This window comes from Rhodococcus cercidiphylli, from assembly GCF_033042225.1.
Taxonomy (GTDB): domain Bacteria; phylum Actinomycetota; class Actinomycetes; order Mycobacteriales; family Mycobacteriaceae; genus Rhodococcoides.
The window spans coordinates 102,847-120,159 of sequence record NZ_JAWLKE010000010.1; the positions used below are offsets into that span (position 1 = coordinate 102,847).

The following is a 17,313-nucleotide window of genomic DNA, read 5'->3' on the forward strand; positions in this document are numbered from 1 at the left end:
GACCGGTGTCCCCACGACAACGCTGTCGATGTTACTCGGCGGTAGGTCCGACGCCGAACTCGCCGCCGATCAGTAAATTCTGGCATCGAGCGATCAACGCCGAGCGCAGAGGTGCCGCTTCGCTCGACAACTCTCCCTGCGCGCGCACATATTCCGCTCGTCCGGCCGCGGTCTCTATTCGAATGGGTTCGAGATCGTAGTCACTCAGGTCGTACGGGCTCGCGCGCATGTCGATCGTTCGCGCGTGCAGAGCCAGCTCGAAGCAGTCGGTGAGAAACTCGGAATCGATCAGCGGTCCGAGCTTGTAGCACCACTTGTACAGATCCATCGAGGCGTGAATGCACCCGGGTTGCTCGGATGTCAGACGCGACTCCGCTGACAGCGTAAGAGCATTGCGCGGCGCAGCATCGGGAGTGAAGAAGCGGAAGGCGTCGTAGTGCGTGCACCGCAACGTCATCGAATCGACCACGGCATCGGTTCCGTCGTGTCCCAGACGCAGTGGCACCTGCTCGTGACGCTGCGCCGACGTTCCCCCGCGGTAGACCATCGCCCACTCGTGCAGTCCGAAACATCCGAGCACCGGCGGCCTGTCTCGGGTGGCGGAGAGCAGGCCGAGGGTGAATTCGATGCTCGATCGTCGACGCTCGACCAGATCCGACCGCACCCGAAAACCCGGGCCGTCGGCGGTGTCCACCTGCTCGTAGGACGCGAACTCCGCGTAGTCACGCGCACGATCGCCGGTGAGTACGACGCCGTGACCTGGATTCCATCGGCGTAGCTGACCCGGGCGGTGACTGTAGTAGGTGAACAGAAAATCGAGCACCGGATGGACGCCGCCGTGGCCCCGGTCGGTCAGATAATCACCGACGAGGTTCTCCACCCGCGCCGTATGCGCAGCACGACGAGCGGTCCACTGCCCTTCGCTCACCAACGTCGAACTGGGCATTCACGCGTTCCGTGGGGGAGTAGTCGCAGGCTTGAAGTTGGACGACGATTGACCCGGACGGGGACCGGCCACCCGGTGTGTGCCGTCCCGAACCGTACCGACGAACTCCTCGACCAGGTCCTCGAGCGCGACGATACCGACCGTGGCACCGGTCGCGTCGTGCACGGCGCCGAGGTGGCTGCTGGCCCGACGCAACTTGGTCAACGCGTCGTCGAGCACCGTGTCGATGGAGACCACCGGCAGTGCTCGCACATCACTGCGGGGAATGACCGTGTCCGGTCCTGCCGACTCGTCGGCCATGTCGTCGAGTACGTCCTTGAGGTGCAGGTAGCCCACAAGTGCACCCGAGGCGTCGCGAACCGGATAGCGCGAGAATCCCGTTTCGATGACGGCTCGTTCGACCGAGCCCAGGGTGGGTCCGAGGGTGTGATCGGGACCGGACAACTCGATACTGCGAACCTGGTGCGAGGGAATCAGAACCTCACCCACCGTCCGGCCGGACGTTTCCAGGGCCTGCCGCAATCGTCGATGCTCCTCGGCGTCGATCAGTCCCTCGGATCGTGATTCGCCGATCATCTGCGACAACTCGACCGCCGAGACCGAGGAACTCAGCTCGTCCTTTGGCTCGATCCGCAGCAGTCGAAGGGTGAGGTTGGCGCACATGTTATAAAACGAGATCAGTGGCAGTGCCACCTTGATGAACAGCAGATGGATGGGCACCAGAACCATGGCGGTGCTCTCCGGGCCTGCGATCGCGATGTTCTTGGGCACCATCTCACCGATGAGAATGTGCAGAACGACCACGAGCGTCAACGCGATTGCGAAAGCGATCGGGTGCAGGAAGGACTCGGGAATGCCGACAGCCTCGAGCGGAACCTCGATCAGGTGTGCCACTGCAGGCTCTGCCACACGACCGAGAAGAATGGAGCAGATCGTGATGCCGAGCTGTGCAGCGGCGAGCATCTGCGAGAGGTTCTGACCGGCCTCGATCACGCTCTGAGCGCGCTTCTTGCCCTGTGCGAGCAGCGCTTCGAGGCGATCCCGCCGGGCCGAGATCAGTGCGAACTCGGCTCCGACGAAGAATGCGTTGCCGGCGAGCAGTAGAACGGCGAGACCGACTCCGAGGAAATCACCCATCGATCTCACCGTCCGATCTCATCCGAGCCACCGCTGCCGCGTCGACGGGCAGGAGCACCACCCGGTCGATGCGACGGCCGTCCATCCGAATCACCCGTGCCACCCAACCGCCGTCTCGTTCGAGCGGATCCTCGTTGGCCGGGGGAGGCAACATGACTGCGTCCCCCTCGGTCGGAATGCGACCCAACTCGGTCAGTACCAGACCGCCGATGGTTTCGTACTCGCCCTCCGGCGCGGAATACCCCGTGGCCGACGCGACCTCGTCGATACGCAGCAGGCCTGCGCAATCCCATCCGTCGCCCGACCTGGAGACGTCGAGCTCCGGCTCGTCGTGTTCGTCGCGCACGTCACCGACGATCTCCTCGATCAGATCCTCCATCGTGACCATGCCCGCGGTGCCGCCGTACTCGTCGACGACGAGCGCGACCTGCATACCGTCGGCGCGTACCCGTTCCATCACCGCGTCGCCGTCGAGGCTGGACGGTACGACAGGAACGTCGCGTGCCAGGGACTCGACCGTCGTCGAGCGACGGTGCGCTCCGGCGACGGTGAACGCATGCTTGATGTGAACGACGCCGATGGTGTCGTCCAGATCGCCGTCGACCACCGGAAAGCGCGAGAAGCCGGTCCGCGCAGCCGTTTCGATCAGATCGGCCACGGTCGCGTCGGTGGCGAGCGTTTCGATCTTGACTCGCGGCGTCATCAGTTCCTCGGCCGTACGATCGCCGAACTGCAACGACCGATCCACCAGCCGGGCAGTGTTCTCGTCGATCGATCCCTGCCGTGCCGACGTGCGAACCAGTGAACCCAGCTCCTGCGGCGACCGCGCGGATCTCAGTTCCTCGGCCGGCTCGATCCCGAGCCGGCGTACCAGCCAGTTCGCCGAGCCGTTGAGCCCGTTGATGGCCCATTTGAAGACCAGCGAGAACCCGGCCATCGCGCCGGCGGTGACCCGAGCGGTCGACATCGGTTTCGCGATGGCGATGTTCTTCGGAACCAGCTCGCCGAAGATCATCGAGAACGAGGTGGCCAGGATCAGCGCCACCGCGAGCGAGATGCCTGCGGAGAGGGTCTCGGATGCGCCCAGCGCGTCGGCCACGGGTCGGATGAAGCCGGCCAGTACCGGTTCGGCGAGGTAACCGGTGATCAGAGTCGTGATGGTGATGCCGAGTTGGGCACCGGACAGCTGAAAGGACAGTGTCTTGTGGGCGTGCAGAACTTGGCGGGAGCGCAGGTCGCCGTTCGCTGCCTGTGACTCGACGGCACTGCGTTCGAGAGCAGTGAGCGAGAACTCGGCCGCGACGAACAGCGCGGTGCCTGCCGTCAAGGCGACGAAACCGAGCAGGCTGACGATGGTGAGAAGAAGTGCCACGCGTCAACTCCGCCTGAGCCGTGACCGTCGAAGCTGGGACAGGAGCATCGCGCCGCCGGAGTGCACGTGGCTGCCGAAATCTGTGTCGCCGGGTTTCTCTCCCGGCTCGATAGAGGATCCCTCCGAAGTGGAACTCTCGTCGTGTTGTTCCGCAGTTGCCGCGACGGCAACCGAGATAGTGGGTGCCTCGGGCACCTGATTCCCTTCTGTCCGGTTCGCGCTGTGGTCCCACTCCGTGAGGAGCCGACCGTTCGGCCACCTGTCGAGAATCGAAAGCTCGAATGTCCGACGAGTGGCGAGCGCGAACTACTGTGTTTGCTGTTGGTGAGTCTAACCGTGCCCGACCGTCACCACCCGGAGGGCAGGGGCCGACCCTCGGCGAATCCGGCGGCGGACTGGACCCCCAGAACCGCTCGTTCGGCCAACTCCGGAAGCGAACGGGCTCCGGCATAGGTACAGGTACTGCGAACTCCGGCACAGATGTGATCGATCAGATCCTCGACACCCGGCCGATCGGGATCGAGGCGCATCCGCGAACTGGAAATGCCCTCCTCGAACAAGGCCTTGCGAGCCCGGTCGAATGCCCCGTCGGTAGCGGTACGGGCGGCGACGGCTCGCTTCGACGCCATACCGAAGCTCTCCTTGTACCGATTGCCGGATGCGTCCACCCGCAGGTCGCCCGGCGACTCGTACGTGCCGGCGAACCACGAGCCGATCATGACGTTCGCAGCGCCGGCAGCCAGTGCGAGAGCAACGTCACGTGGGTGGCGTACACCGCCGTCGGCCCACACCGAAGCCCCGAGTTCGGCTGCCGCAGCCGAACAATCGGCGACAGCCGAGAACTGGGGGCGTCCGACGCCGGTCATCATGCGTGTCGTGCACATCGCTCCCGGCCCGACACCGACCTTGACGATGTCCGCGCCCGCCTCCACCAGATCGCGCGTCCCCTGCGCGGACACCACATTGCCGGCCGCCAGGGGAACGCCGAGATCGAGGGAGCGCACGGCAGCGAGGGCTTCGAGCATCTTCTGCTGATGCCCGTGAGCGGTGTCCATCACGAGCACATCGGCCCCGGCCTCGACCAGTGCAGTCGCCTTCTCGGCCACGTTGCCGTTGATGCCGACGGCGGCAGCGATACGGAGGCGACCCGACGCGTCGACTGCAGGCGCGTAGATGCCGGTTCTGATCGCGCCGGTCCTGGTGACCACACCTGCCAGGGAGCCGTCGTTCTCGACGACGACGGCGAGGTGGGCGTGTGCCGCCTCCATCAGCTCGAAAACTTCCTTGGGCGACGCGTGGCGAGGGGCTCGCACGAAATCGGCCGACGCCACGGAGCTGAGCCGCGCGAATCGGTCGACGTCGGCGCAGGCACCCTCGGACACGACTCCGATCGGCTTGCGATGTTCGACGATCACGACCGAGCCGTGTGCACGCTTGTGCATCAGCGCCAATGCGTCGGACACGGATGCGTTGGGGCCGAGGACCACCGGTGTGTCCGCGATCAGGTCGCGACTCTTGACGAATGCGACCGTTTCGGCGACGGCCTCGGTGGGGAGATCCTGCGGGATCACTGCGATCGCTCCGCGACGTGCGACGGTTTCGGCCATACGCCGACCCGACACCGCAGTCATGTTCGACACGACGATCGGAATGGTCGTTCCCGAGCCGTCGACCGTACTGAGGTCGACATCGAATCGCGACGTGACGTCGGTTCGGTTGGGGACGAGGAAGACATCGTCGTAGGTGAGATCGTAGGGCGGCTGATGACCATCGAGGAACTGCACGTTGATCGAGACTACCGGTCGGGCGTGATCGGCGGGGTCGACGCCCCGTCCACCGTCTCTCTTTCGATGCGAGTCGACGCCTGGGTCTGCGACAGTCGAATCGTCGCGGCGATCATGACGGACACCGCTACGGCGATGACGGCGAGGGAAGCCCCGTCGGTTCTGATTCGCTCGTCCAGGACCGTGATGCCGATGAACGCAGCGCCGAGGGGCTCGCCGATCGTGACGGCAGGCATGGACGCGGACAGCGGACCGACTTGAAACGCGCGTTGTTGGAGGTAGAAGCCGAGAACTCCCGATCCGACGAGGGCGTAGGTCTGCCAGGCCGTCAACGCGCCGAACCTCTCGTTCTCCACGAGGTCGGTGACCAACTTCGTCAGAGCCGCGGCCAGACCGAACAGCAACCCTCCTGCGGCTCCGAGCAACAGGGCCCGCACACCGGGGGCGGTCAGGAGCAGACCTCCCACTGCTGCGCCGCCGATCACGACCGCGGCGACGATCAGAGGAACGATCCAGTCGGACAGAGGGGCGTCGGTGTCACCTTCGCTGGGGTCGCCGACCACGATGAACACCGCGAGGGCGGCGGCAAGCAGGAATGCGAGCACCCACGTCGAAGCAGGGAGAACCCGGCCCGCCAATTTCGCCGACATCGGGAGTGCGAACAGCAGGGCGGTGACGAGCAACGGCTGCACGACCAGGACCGAACCGACCCACAGTGCAGCGATCTGAACGGCGTAGCCGCCCCCGTCGCCGAGTACGCCCACCCACCATCTGGGGCTTCGGATCAGAGCCGAGAGCAGTGACGTTCCCTCGGGGACCGACGCCGCGGCGCTCTGCTGTGCCACCGACGCACAGGCGAACAGGAATGCCGAAACCAGGGCGAGTGCGATCGACAACCACGACGCGGTCACCCGCGTCGTCCTCTGTTGCCGCCCCGCCTGCCCCCGGCCCGCCCGCCTCGCTCGTGTCGGACGGGCGCAGCACCGCGCCGCGAGCCACGTTGTGCCGGCGCTTCGACCGCTTCGGCCGGGAGCGGCCTGCCGATGGGTGTACGCGCCCCGGTCAATCGACGCCACGAGGTGGGATCGCTCTCGGTGTCGACCACCGTTGCCGAGACACCGGCATCGCCCGCCATCGCGCACACGTGATCCACCTGTTCGGCCGTAGCCAACGTCACGACGGTTCCGCTGGAGCCGGCGCGGGCAGTGCGACCTGCGCGATGCACGTAGTCCTTGGAATCCAGTGGTGGGTCCACGTGGACCACGAGGCTGACGTCGTCGACGTGAACCCCACGTGCCGCGACATCGGTCGCGATCAGCGCGGTCGATGCGCCGTCGCCGAAAGCGGCCAGCGAACGTGTGCGGTGCGCCTGAGTCTTGTTGCCGTGCAACGACGATACCGGTACGCCCAGCCGGCGACAGTCGTCGGTGAGCCGGTCGACCGCGTGAGTGGTGCGGACGAACAGCAACGTGCGCCCGTCCCTGTTGGCAAGTGCGGCAGCTACTTCTGTCTTGCGGCCGGCATCGACCCTGAACACGTAATGCGCTATGTCCGGTTCGCTCACCGACTGCGCGGTGGAATGTTCGGCCGGATCGCTGAGGAACTTCTCGACCAGGCGGTCGACGTCTCCGTCCAGGGTCGCCGAGAACAGCAGCCGCTGGCCGCCGGTCGGTGTCGCAGCGAGAAGCGAATCGACCTGGGGCAGAAATCCCATGTCCACCATGCGATCTGCCTCGTCTATCACGGTGACCTCCACTCGATTCAACGTGATCGAACGACGCTCGAGGAGATCGTTGAGGCGACCGGGGGTGGCCACCACGATGTCGATTCCGCGCTGGATCTCTCGGACATTGCGCTCGAGCGGAACGCCGCCGACCACGCCGACGCTGCGCAGGCCGAACGTCGCACCGTGGACGTCGAGCACTTCCTGGATCTGGAGCGCGAGTTCGCGAGTGGGAGCCAGCACGAGTCCACGCGGTGCACCGGGCTCGCTGCGTCGGCCGGCAAGCCGCACGAGCAGCGGAAGCCCGAACGCGAGAGTCTTGCCGGATCCGGTCGGAGCACGGCCCAGCACATCGCGACCCGCGAGCGCATCGGGCAGGGCGGCGGACTGGATCGGAAACGGCTCGGAGACACCCGCTTTCCTGAGCGAGTGCACGAGAACCACGGGCAGTCCCAGTTCTGCGAACGATCGAACGGATTGACCCGGCATGGCTGTGACCATACCGCTGCGTCGGCCGTGCGTCGGAATCTTCTTGTCGGTGCCCCGCGCAATACTCGGGGCAGAACGCATGTTCGATCGGCGTTCGACACCGTGATTGCCGAGGGGGCGATCGCACGCAGAGTGTGGGGGAGCTATGTGCAAGATGTGTCAGGGCCACAGCGTCGACGAGTACATCGAGGGCGTGATACGCACCATCGACAGGTGTGGCTGGGCCCTGCAGTACGTCGAATCGGAAGTCGATCCCGACGGTATCCATCCGGCGTTCTGCTACACGGTCGGTCTCACGAATTTCGGCAGCCCGGAGATCGTCCTTACGGGGCGCGGGCCGCACGAGTCCTCGAGGATTCTCAATTCGCTCGGCGCATCGGTGGTCTCGGGAATGCTGGAGCTCGAGTCCGGAATCGGTTGCACTGCAGCCGGATTCGATCTGTTCACCATCGACGTACCGGACTGTGCGGATATTCTGTACACCGCATCCGACGTGTACGGCCAAGGGTGCTTCAGTGCGGTGCAGGCGGTGTGGAAGGACCTGGAAGGTGCACTGCCGTGGGAGGGCATCCCGTCGACGGTGGTCCAACCGATACTCGGGCCGGTGCCCGTCTGACCTTGTTCTCGGTACGTACCACCGGTGGCGCTGCGTGATGCACGCAGCGCCACCGGCGGGCGGTCGTCGGTCAGGCTTCGATCTCGGAACGATCGCCGCTCCACAGAGTGTGGAACTTTCCTTCCGAGTCGGTTCGCTCGTAGGTGTGCGCCCCGAAGAAATCTCGCTGTCCCTGTGTCAGAGCGGCAGGTAGACGCTCTGCCCGCAACGCGTCGTAGTAGGAGAGCGAGGACGCGAACGCGGGGACCGGAATACCCAACGAGGCCGCTGTGATGACGACCCGACGCCAGCTGTCGATGGCGTTCTCGATGGCATCACGGAAGTACGGGGCCAGGATCAAGCTCGGCAGTTCGGCGTTGTCGTCGTACGCGTCCTTGATGCGGTCGAGGAACCGCGCGCGAATGATGCAGCCACCGCGCCAGATCGTGGCGAGGTCACCGGGATGCAGATTCCAGTCGTATTCGGCACTGCCCGCGGCGATCTGGTCGAAGCCCTGTGCGTAGGCGACGATCTTCGACGCGTACAGAGCCCGACTGATGTCGTGTGTGAACTGCTCCGCGTCGGTCGGCTTGTCGGCCAGTGTTCCCGAGGCGAGTCCGACGGCTGCCTTGCGCTGAGCGCGTGACCCCGACAGAGCCCGAGCGAACACCGCCTCGGCGATACCGGTGACAGGAACCCCGAGGTCCAGGGCCGCCTTGACCGTCCAGCGACCGGTGCCCTTCTGTTCGGCAGCATCGACGATCACGTCGACGAGAGGCTGACCGGTCTTGGCGTCGACCTGTCGAAGAACCTCGGCGGTGATCTCGACGAGGTAGCTCTCCAGATCACCGTTGTTCCATTCGGTGAACACGTCCGCTACCTGAGCAGGCGTGTAGCCGAGAGCGTCGCGGAACAGGTTGTACGCCTCACCGATGAGCTGCATATCGGCGTATTCGATGCCGTTGTGGACCATCTTGACGAAGTGTCCGGAGCCGTCGGGTCCGATGTGGGTGCAGCACGGCGTGCCGTCGACCTGAGCTGCGATCGATTCCAGTAGCGGACCCAGGGCCTTGTAGGACTCGGCCGGACCACCCGGCATGATCGACGGTCCGTTGAGCGCGCCTTCTTCGCCGCCGGAGATGCCGGCACCGACGAAGAGCAGTCCGCGCTCCTTCATGGCCGCCTCGCGACGAATGGTGTCGGTGTAGAGGGCATTACCACCGTCGATGATGATGTCGCCCTCCTCCATCGCGCCTGCGAGCTCCTCGATCACAGCGTCGGTCGGGTCGCCTGCCTTGACCATGATGAGCACTCGGCGCGGCTTCGCGAGAGCGGCGACGAACTCCTCGATGGTTTCGGTGCGAACGAAGTTGCCCTCGGTGCCGTGCTCGGCGATCAGGGCATCGGTCTTGGCGACACTGCGGTTGTGCAATGCGACGGTGTGGCCGTGATGGGCGAAGTTGCGGGCGATGTTGGAGCCCATGACGGCGAGTCCGGTGACTCCGATCTGAGCCAGTTCTGTCGGTTCTGCTGCTGAGGTCATACAGACAGCTTTCCCTGCCGAGCGGCGTCGCGCGAGCCAACCCCCCCGGGAGAACTCAAACCTGGCCGTAGACAACGACAAAAGGTGCCGCATTCGCGAAGAATGCGACACCTCATGTCGTCGAAATATGCTCCGGTCGAGTTACGACCGCACGGTTACGAACCGATCAGTGGCTGCGAGCCGGACCGTCGAAACCGTCGTACGAACGGCGTTCCGTGCGGCTGCGGAAGCCTCCGGAGCGGTGCTCGTCCTGGCGGGGGCCGGACGCGGGACGACGGTTGTCGGAGCCACGGTTGTCGGATCCACGACCCTCGTAGCCGCGACCCTCGGAGCGACGCGGGCGGTCGCCCTGGTAGCCCTCGTTGCTGCGGGGGTTGGAGCCCTGGTATCCGCCGCTGCTGCGCGGGTTGGACCCCTGGTAGCCCTCGCTGCTGCGCGGGTTCGAACCCTGGTAGCCGGTGCGGGGACGGTCACCCTGGTAGCCCTCGCTGCTGCGGGGGTTCGAGCCCTGGTATCCGCCGCCACTGCGGGGGTTGGAGCCCTGGTATCCGCCGCCGCTGCGGGGGTTGGAGCCCTGGTATCCGCCGCTGCTGCGGGGGTTGGAGCCCTGGTAGCCGGGACGGCTGTTCCGGTCACGAGGAGCGGACTCGGCGCGCAGAGGCTCACCGGTCGGCTTCTTCGCCCCGGTGATGCTGTTCAGCTCGGCCGAACCGGGCGAGACGTTGACGGCAGTGGCCTTGACGCCGGCCATACCGGTCAGACGCAGAACCTGACGACGCTGGTTGGGGAGCACGATCGCGACGACGGTGCCCTTCTCGCCTGCGCGTGCCGTGCGTCCTGCGCGGTGCAGGTAGTCCTTGTGGTCTGCGGGCGGATCGACGTGGACGACCAGGTCGATACCGTCGACGTGGATTCCGCGAGCAGCAACGTCGGTAGCGACGAGGACGGGGGTGCGGCCGTTCTTGAAGCGCTCGAGAACGCGGGTGCGCTGGTTCTGAGCCTTGCCGCCGTGCAGCGACTCCGCGGCGATACCGAGCGCACGGAGGCGATCGGTGATCCCGTCGCAGCCCAGCTTGGTACGCGCGAACATGATGGTGCGACCGCCTTCGCGAGCGCCGATCTCGGAGAGAACGAGATCCTTCTGACCCCGGTCGACCATGAGGACGTAGTGATCCATGGTCCGGACACTGGCTTTGCCGTCCTGGGTGGAGTGCTCGACGTGATCGGGCAGGAACTGGCGAACCAGTGACTGAACCTCACGGTCGAGGGTGGCAGAGAACAGCATGCGCTGTCCGTCTGCCGGGGTGTCGGCGAGGACTGCACGCACCTCGGGCAGGAAGCCCATGTCGGCCATCTGATCGGCCTCGTCGAGCGCGGTGATCTCGATGGAGTCCAGGATGCAGGTGCCCTGGCGGAGGTGATCGGCGAGGCGGCCGGGAGTGGCGACGAGGACGTCGACTCCGCGTCGGAGCTGCTCGACCTGCTTGTTGAACGGGGTACCGCCGACGGCGGGCATGACTCGCAGGCCCTGAGCATTGGCGTAGGGAGCGAGGGACTCGACGACCTGGAAGGCGAGCTCGCGGGTGGGGACCAGCACGAGCGAACGCGGGCGCTTGGCGGCCGGGCGATCGGTGTGCAGCGACAGGCGCTGCAGGATCGGCAGGCCGAAGGCCAGGGTCTTACCCGAGCCGGTCTGCGCGCGACCGAGGACGTTCTTACCGGCGATCGCGTCGGGAAGCGCCTTCTCCTGGATGGGGGAGGGCACGGTGATCGAGTTGCGCGCCAATGCGGCGACGACAGCCTCGGGCAGTCCGAGATCGGCGAAGGTGAAGGCCGGTGCCGCTACGGGCGTCGGGACTGCCGTGGTGTCGGAAATGGTGGAAACGGGTGTGTTGGAAACAGCGTGGGTCACGCAGTAAAGCCTCTCCGGATTACGGGCACGCCAATAAGCCCGAAGCTGAGAGCACCCGAAGAACCGGGAAACACGAAAAACAGCCAGAACACATTGATACGAGCCAGGGCACTGTCACCTGGCCATCAGAATGCAGATGAGAACTGCATAAAGTGGGGCTGTTTGTGCCATTTCGATTGCTAAGTCGCGATGGCGACCGGTCTCTACTGTACGGGACGTACCGCCAATTGTTCGACTCGAGTCGATGTGACCTGTGCGACCCCGATCGCGTGCGAGCTCACCCGATGAGCTTGCTCAGCTCCTCCAGCCACGGCATGGCAACGTAGATCGTCGGAAGAACCAGGATCACCACGGCCGCCGCGTAGGCCGCCGCGGCGATGCGCACATCGCTGCCCGGGCCGCTCAAGCGCTGCACACGGATGAGGGTGTGCGGCCCTCCGGCGGCCATCGCGCCACGCGGTGCGGTGGACCCGGCGCACGTGACCAGTGCCCTGGCCAACGGAGTGGGTCCGGTGACCTTGACCGCCGAGTCGTCTGCGAGCAGCTCGACCAGCAGCTGCACGCTGCCGAGCGCCGACTTGCTACGGACGATCCGCGGGAAGGCTTCGTTGACGGCGGTGAACGCTTCGAGAACCAGATCGTGGCGGGCGCGTAGATGTGACCGCTCGTGGCTGAGGATCGCAGTGACCTCGGCCTCGGACAGGCTGGCCAACGTTCCCCGACTCAGGACCACCCGCTGACGCAGACCGGGTAGGCAGTACGCGATCGGTTCGGCCGCGTCGAGTACCCGGATGTCTGCGTCGCGAAGGCCGCGAAAAGGGTTCTCTCCCAAGTCGGTTCGATCCAGCAGATCGACGAGCACGCGATGCCTGGAACGTCGGCGACGGGTCCTGACCGCTACCCGAACGACGGAGAACATGAGCTTGGCACCGATGCCGAGCGTGATGGCGAGGACGACGACGTAGAGAGTCCACAGGGGCAGACCGAGCGCGTCGATCTCGTCGGTCGGTGCCGTCGTGGGACGACCGTCAGGTCCGGGGACGAGCAGCAGTCCGCCGATCGCGAGGCCGGAGCTGAAAGCCGAGAGCACCGCAGCGAGAGCAATTGCCTGCCAGAGAACCAAAGCGGCGCGCGGTGACCGGTACGGCCAGCTCGCGCGAGCGAGCACTGCCGGAACCGGCCCAGCCAGGATCAGCGCGAGTACTGCGAATACCAGCGCAGTCGTCGAGTTCATGTCCTCACCTACTGCCGCGAGCGTCAGTCCGTCGGACGGCGATCTCCAGCCGAAGGGGACTTCGATGTCGATTGTGCCACTTCCAACGCGGCAAGCGCCTCACGGAGGGCGTCGGCTTCGTCGGCCCCCACCTGACCGACGAAGTGCACGAGTGCCGCTGCGCGTCCACCCGACGCCGGTGCCTGCGACAGCGCATCGACCATAAGGCTTGCGACCAGCTCGTCGCGACCGTGCAACGGTGCGTAGCGGTGCGCTCTGTCGTCGCGTTGCTGGACGACCAACTTCTTCTTGGCCAGCCGCTGCAGCACCGTCATCACCGTCGTGTACGCGAGTTCGCGATGCGTCGCAAGTGCCTCGTGGACCTGTCGAACGGTCTGGGGATCGGACGACTCCCACAGATGGTCCATCACTGCGCGCTCTAGTTCACCAAGACCAGCCATTCGTCCGAGTCTACGGCTACTCCGACGTGGATGCGTACTACTCGTGGTAGTACCGACCGTTCAACTGATGTGGGATCGGTCATAGTCGCAGTCGCGACGAATCGGCGGGTCTCGACCGCAGGACTCCCGGGGCGAATAATCTGTGCTGTGATCGTGCCGCCTTTCGGCCCGACTTTCGAGAAGTGAGCGGAGACGAAAGCGTGGAGTGGTTCGATTCCCTGTCGTTGATCGATGGTCCGGTACCGGTGATCGTGTCCGTCCTCGGTGCCCTCGGTGGTCTGTGGCTGCTCGTCTCGAGGTCGCGGCGATACGCCACACGTGCAGTGCCGATCGTCGTCACGGCAGCGATCGTCGTCACGGCGATCGGCTACGTGGTGGTCGAGAAGGTGTGGCGACCGTTCCCGGATCCGATAGAGACCTCGATCTACGTGTGGATCGGAGTGGGCCTCGCTGCGCTGTTCGCGGTGATTCCCAGGGCGGTGACCGCCCGAGGGGTGCTGGGCACGCTGGCGTCGGTGCTGGCGATGGTGTTCGTGGTGGCGGCGTCGGCCCTGCACGTCAATCTCGAGTTCGACGCGTATCCCACCGTGGGCAATGCTCTCGGCGCCGAGTCGGCGGCGCGCATTCAGTTCTCGGATGTGCCCGCTGCGGTGGAACAGACCGTTACGGGAACACCTCTGGACTCGGTGTGGACAGCACCGGCAGATCTGGCAACCGCCGGAAAGATCACCTCGGCATCCATTCCGGCCACCGCGTCGAACTTCACCGCACGAGATGCGGAGATCTACCTGCCGCCCGCCTACTTCGCCGATCCTCGCCCGCTCCTTCCGGTTCTCGTGCTGCTCGCCGGCCAGCCGGGAGCACCCGAGGACTGGCTCAACGGCGGAAAACTCGCCGAGACGATGGACGATTTCGCTCGCGATCATGCCGGTCTCGCGCCGGTTGTCGTCGTCGCGGACGGAACCGGGTCGTCGATGGCGAATCCGCTCTGTGTCGACTCGCCGCTGGGCAACGTGGACACGTATCTCTCCCGCGACGTTCCCGACTGGATCGACTCGGCGCTGCAGGTGGACCGCAATCGCGCACACTGGGCGATCGGCGGATTGTCCTACGGCGGTACGTGCTCGATTCAGATGGCGACCAATCACCCCGATGTCTATCCCACGTTCCTCGACCTCTCCGGCCAGCGCGAGCCGACTCTCGGCGATCGAGACCGCACGGTGCAGCAGGCCTTCGGAGGAAACTCCGCGGCGTTCACCGCCATCAACCCACTCGACCTGCTGAAATCACGTCAGTACCCCGACTCCGCCGGTATTTTCGTCGTGGGGTCCGACGACAACGACTACAAACCGGGCCAACAGGAGATGTACGACGTGGCGAAGGCCGCCGGAATGGATGTGCAGTACGTGGAAGTACCGGGCGGACACAGCTTCGCGGTGTGGTCGGAAGGCCTCCGGCGCGAGCTGCCATGGTTGGCAACGAGAACAGGGTTGATTTCGTGAACGTGACCGATCCGGAACGACCGTCCGCGGCGGACTCCGAAGTATCGACACCCGCCGAACCGTCGTGGATGTCCGCGCGCACCGAATCCCTGAGGTCCGGTGCGTCTGCAGTGATGCGCCAGCTTCGGCGGGTGTGGGCGCTCATCGTGTTCGGTGCCGTGGGAGCACCGGTCAGTTTCACTTTGCTCGCCGTCGTCTGGGTGATGGGCATCGTCGCCGCGGTCGTGGACAACCGCGGCGAGATGGACAAGTACTTCGCCGTGGGCATCATGCCGTTCGAGCACTGGCACCTGTGGACCCCGCTCACCTCGGGTCTGGCGGCACCCAACATCGCCGGTTGTGTGGTGGCCACGGTCGGGGTGCTGCTGGCCGCCGCACCGATCGAGCGCCGTATCGGATCCCGTCGCTTCGCCGTCGCGGCGTTCGTGACGCAGGTGGCCGGTTCGTTGTTCGGCCTCGGTCTCGCGGTTCTGGCCAAGACCTTCGACGCGGACTGGGGATTCCGGTTGCACGTCGGAACAGCTGTGGGCCCGACGACCTGGATCTTCGGTGTGGTCCTGGTCGCGACCTCGCGAATGGATACGTTGTGGCGCAGGCGAATCCGCGTCGGCGTGCTGGCCTTGCTGGTGACGTTGGCATTGTTCGGCGGACACCTGCAGGACGTCGTTCGGCTCGCCGCGGCGGTGATCGGCCTGGTCGTGGGCCCGTGGATCGTCGGTCGATCGGCACGTGGCCCTCGATTGGCGGGTACCCGACGCGAAGGCCGGGTGCTGGTTGCGCTGATCGTCGCTGCGAGCGCCCTCGGCCCGGTACTGGCGGCCCTGAGCCCCAACGCTGTCGGGCCGTTCGCGGTACTTCGTGATGTGGTGCGGGGGGTTCCGTACACGGCGGCGGAGGTGCGCGAAATCTGCGCCGACGCGACCACCGACCCGGTCGAATGCCGTCGTGGTCTGCTCGATCTCAGACTCGGGGGGGTCGGTCCGACGATCCTGAGCATCATGCCGTCGTTGTTCCTGCTGGTGGTCAGTGACGGCCTGCGTCGAGGCAGGCGTTTCGCGTGGGCCATGGCGGTGGTCTCGCAGGGAATTCTGCTCGCACTGTCGGTGGCCAACTTCGCGATTCGATTCCTCGAGTCCGGTGACGACCAGTCCCTGTTCTACGGCTTGGAATCGCCGACGGCGTACCGCACTGCGGTGCCGTTCCTGCTGCCCCTGATCGTGTTGCTCGTTCTGATCGTCACGCGCAAGTTCTTCGACGTGTCGGCGCCTTCGGGTACCTACCGTCGATGGGCGGCCTCGGTGGTCGGGGTGGCGGCAGGACTCGCCCTGATCTACTCGCTCGGTGGGTATCTGGCCCGCGGTGGCTTCGCCGATTCGCCGTCCTTCGGCGGACTGCTGGTGGACTTCCCGCAACGATTGGTTCCCCCGGTCTACCTGCAATGGCTCGAACCTGCCCTGCTCCCGCAGAGCACGCCGACGACCCTGCTCTTCGAGTGGACCGGGGTGGTGTTCTGGGTGGTGGTCTGCGTGCTCGCTGCGAGTACTTTCCTCACCCCGGTGTACGGCACCGAGACCGACGCCGCCGAACGGGCGCGCGGATTGCTGATGTCGAGCAGCGGATCCGCTCTGTCGTGGATGACGACCTGGCGCGGCAACAAGTACTGGTTCGGTTCCGACGGTCGCAGCTACGTCGCCTACCGGGTCATCTCCGGCGTGGCACTGACCACCGGGGATCCCGTCGGTCCGCGGGAGTCCCTGCGGGACAACGTCGTCGAGTTCGCCGAGTTCGCGTCCGAGAACGGGTGGATCCCGTGCTTCTACTCCGTCACTCCCGACGTCCGCCGCATCACCGACTCCCTCGGTTGGGGAGGAATCCAGGTCGGTGAGGAAACGGTTCTGGACCTCGACGGCATTGCGTTCACCGGCAAGCGATTCCAGGACGTGCGGACTGCGCTGAACAGAGCGAAGAAAGCCGGCGTCGTCGCCGAGTGGATCCGCTTTCCTTCTGCCCCGCTGGCGATCACGGACCAGATCACTGCGATCTCGGAGGAATGGGTCGCGGACAAGGGTATGCCCGAGATGGGCTTCACCCTCGGCGGTCTCGAGGAGGTCGACGACGAGAACGTGCGGTGCCTGATCGCCGTCGACGAGAACCGGACCGTGCACGGCGTGACCTCGTGGATGCCGGTGTACGAGGACGGCGTCATCGTCGGATGGACGCTCGACTTCATGAGACGCCGGTCCGAGGGCTTTCGGCCCACGATGGAATTCCTCATCGCATCGGCGGCCCTGCTGCTCGAACAGGAAGGTGCCCGATTCCTCAGCCTCTCGGGCGCACCCCTGGCCAAGGTCGACGAGAAGCAACCCGAACACGTCTCCAGTGCCGAGCAGTCCACGCTGTCTGGGCTGCTCGAGCGATTGCTCGACGTCCTCGGACGCACCCTCGAACCCGTCTACGGATTCCGTTCCCTACTGGCGTTCAAGTCGAAGTTCCAGCCTCGCTACGAACCGATGCACATGACCTTCGCGGATCCGGCCGCACTGCCCAGCATCGGAAATGCGATCGGCCGGGCATATCTGCCCGACGTGTCGATCGGCCAGGGCGTCAAGCTGGTACGCACGATGATCGAGCGGTGA

13 protein-coding genes are annotated in these 17,313 nt (G+C 65.6%); 3 read left to right on the top strand and 10 right to left on the bottom strand.

Annotation, left to right across the window (positions count from 1 at the left end; genetic code table 11):
* Positions 1-31 precede the first annotated feature (31 nt).
* The 6 genes from R3P95_RS22875 to R3P95_RS22900 form a co-directional block, all read right to left on the bottom strand.
* Positions 32-946: a 3-methyladenine DNA glycosylase gene (locus R3P95_RS22875; RefSeq protein WP_317549609.1), complete on the bottom strand. Its 915-nt coding sequence runs from the start codon at positions 944-946 to the stop codon at positions 32-34.
* A complete protein-coding gene (locus tag R3P95_RS22880) occupies positions 947-2,083 on the bottom strand; it encodes a hemolysin family protein (protein ID WP_149405728.1) in 1,137 nt (378 codons plus the stop codon).
* Positions 2,076-3,455 carry a hemolysin family protein gene (locus R3P95_RS22885; RefSeq protein WP_317549610.1) on the bottom strand — a complete coding sequence of 460 codons (1,380 nt, stop codon included), beginning with the start codon at positions 3,453-3,455 and terminating at the stop codon, positions 2,076-2,078. The genes R3P95_RS22880 and R3P95_RS22885 overlap by 8 nt, the downstream gene beginning before the upstream one ends.
* 347 nt (positions 3,456-3,802) lie before the next feature.
* Positions 3,803-5,239 (bottom strand): GuaB1 family IMP dehydrogenase-related protein, encoded by a 1,437-nt coding sequence (locus R3P95_RS22890; RefSeq protein ID WP_317549611.1) that lies wholly within the window; start codon positions 5,237-5,239, stop codon positions 3,803-3,805.
* 11 nt (positions 5,240-5,250) lie between these two features.
* Positions 5,251-6,150 (bottom strand): DMT family transporter, encoded by a 900-nt coding sequence (locus tag R3P95_RS22895; RefSeq protein WP_317549612.1) that lies wholly within the window; start codon positions 6,148-6,150, stop codon positions 5,251-5,253.
* Positions 6,147-7,532 carry a DEAD/DEAH box helicase gene (locus R3P95_RS22900; protein ID WP_317549613.1) on the bottom strand — a complete coding sequence of 462 codons (1,386 nt, stop codon included), beginning with the start codon at positions 7,530-7,532 and terminating at the stop codon, positions 6,147-6,149. The genes R3P95_RS22895 and R3P95_RS22900 overlap by 4 nt, the downstream gene beginning before the upstream one ends.
* A 73-nt stretch (positions 7,533-7,605) precedes the next feature.
* Here R3P95_RS22900 and R3P95_RS22905 point away from each other — a divergent pair, with 73 nt between their 5' ends.
* Positions 7,606-8,067 carry a DUF4262 domain-containing protein gene (locus R3P95_RS22905; RefSeq protein WP_262498327.1) on the top strand — a complete coding sequence of 154 codons (462 nt, stop codon included), beginning with the start codon at positions 7,606-7,608 and terminating at the stop codon, positions 8,065-8,067.
* 70 nt (positions 8,068-8,137) lie between these two features.
* On the opposite strand, the gene gndA is transcribed toward R3P95_RS22905, so the two are convergent.
* From gndA to R3P95_RS22925, 4 genes are all read right to left on the bottom strand, one after another.
* A complete protein-coding gene (gndA, locus tag R3P95_RS22910; protein ID WP_094615060.1) occupies positions 8,138-9,589 on the bottom strand; it encodes an NADP-dependent phosphogluconate dehydrogenase in 1,452 nt (483 codons plus the stop codon).
* 166 nt (positions 9,590-9,755) lie between these two features.
* Positions 9,756-11,501 carry a DEAD/DEAH box helicase gene (locus tag R3P95_RS22915; protein ID WP_394855459.1) on the bottom strand — a complete coding sequence of 582 codons (1,746 nt, stop codon included), beginning with the start codon at positions 11,499-11,501 and terminating at the stop codon, positions 9,756-9,758.
* 277 nt (positions 11,502-11,778) lie between these two features.
* Positions 11,779-12,735 carry a M56 family metallopeptidase gene (locus R3P95_RS22920; protein ID WP_094641731.1) on the bottom strand — a complete coding sequence of 319 codons (957 nt, stop codon included), beginning with the start codon at positions 12,733-12,735 and terminating at the stop codon, positions 11,779-11,781.
* A gap of 23 nt (positions 12,736-12,758) precedes the next feature.
* The gene (locus R3P95_RS22925; protein WP_094641733.1) at positions 12,759-13,175 is read right to left on the bottom strand and encodes a BlaI/MecI/CopY family transcriptional regulator; all 417 of its coding nucleotides are present in this window, start codon (positions 13,173-13,175) and stop codon (positions 12,759-12,761) included.
* Positions 13,176-13,375: 200 nt separating this feature from the next.
* Between R3P95_RS22925 and R3P95_RS22930 the strand changes: the two genes are divergently transcribed.
* Together R3P95_RS22930 and R3P95_RS22935 are read left to right on the top strand one after the other, a co-directional pair.
* Positions 13,376-14,677, top strand: coding sequence for an alpha/beta hydrolase (locus tag R3P95_RS22930; protein WP_317549629.1), 1,302 nt, complete (start codon positions 13,376-13,378; stop codon positions 14,675-14,677).
* A gap of 68 nt (positions 14,678-14,745) precedes the next feature.
* Entirely contained in the window at positions 14,746-17,313 is a 2,568-nt protein-coding gene (locus tag R3P95_RS22935) for a bifunctional lysylphosphatidylglycerol flippase/synthetase MprF (RefSeq protein WP_394855461.1), read from the top strand.

Coding starts and splice junctions, on each gene's coding strand:
- R3P95_RS22875 (WP_317549609.1), bottom strand. CDS start 946: ATGCCCAGTTCGACGTTGGTGAGCGAAGGGCAGTGGACCGCTCGTCGT.
- R3P95_RS22880 (WP_149405728.1), bottom strand. CDS start 2,083: ATGGGTGATTTCCTCGGAGTCGGTCTCGCCGTTCTACTGCTCGCCGGC.
- R3P95_RS22900 (WP_317549613.1), bottom strand. CDS start 7,532: ATGCGTTCTGCCCCGAGTATTGCGCGGGGCACCGACAAGAAGATTCCG.
- R3P95_RS22905 (WP_262498327.1), top strand. CDS start 7,606: ATGTGTCAGGGCCACAGCGTCGACGAGTACATCGAGGGCGTGATACGC.
- gndA (WP_094615060.1), bottom strand. CDS start 9,589: ATGACCTCAGCAGCAGAACCGACAGAACTGGCTCAGATCGGAGTCACC.
- R3P95_RS22920 (WP_094641731.1), bottom strand. CDS start 12,735: ATGAACTCGACGACTGCGCTGGTATTCGCAGTACTCGCGCTGATCCTG.
- R3P95_RS22925 (WP_094641733.1), bottom strand. CDS start 13,175: ATGGCTGGTCTTGGTGAACTAGAGCGCGCAGTGATGGACCATCTGTGG.
- R3P95_RS22935 (WP_394855461.1), top strand. CDS start 14,746: ATGTCCGCGCGCACCGAATCCCTGAGGTCCGGTGCGTCTGCAGTGATG.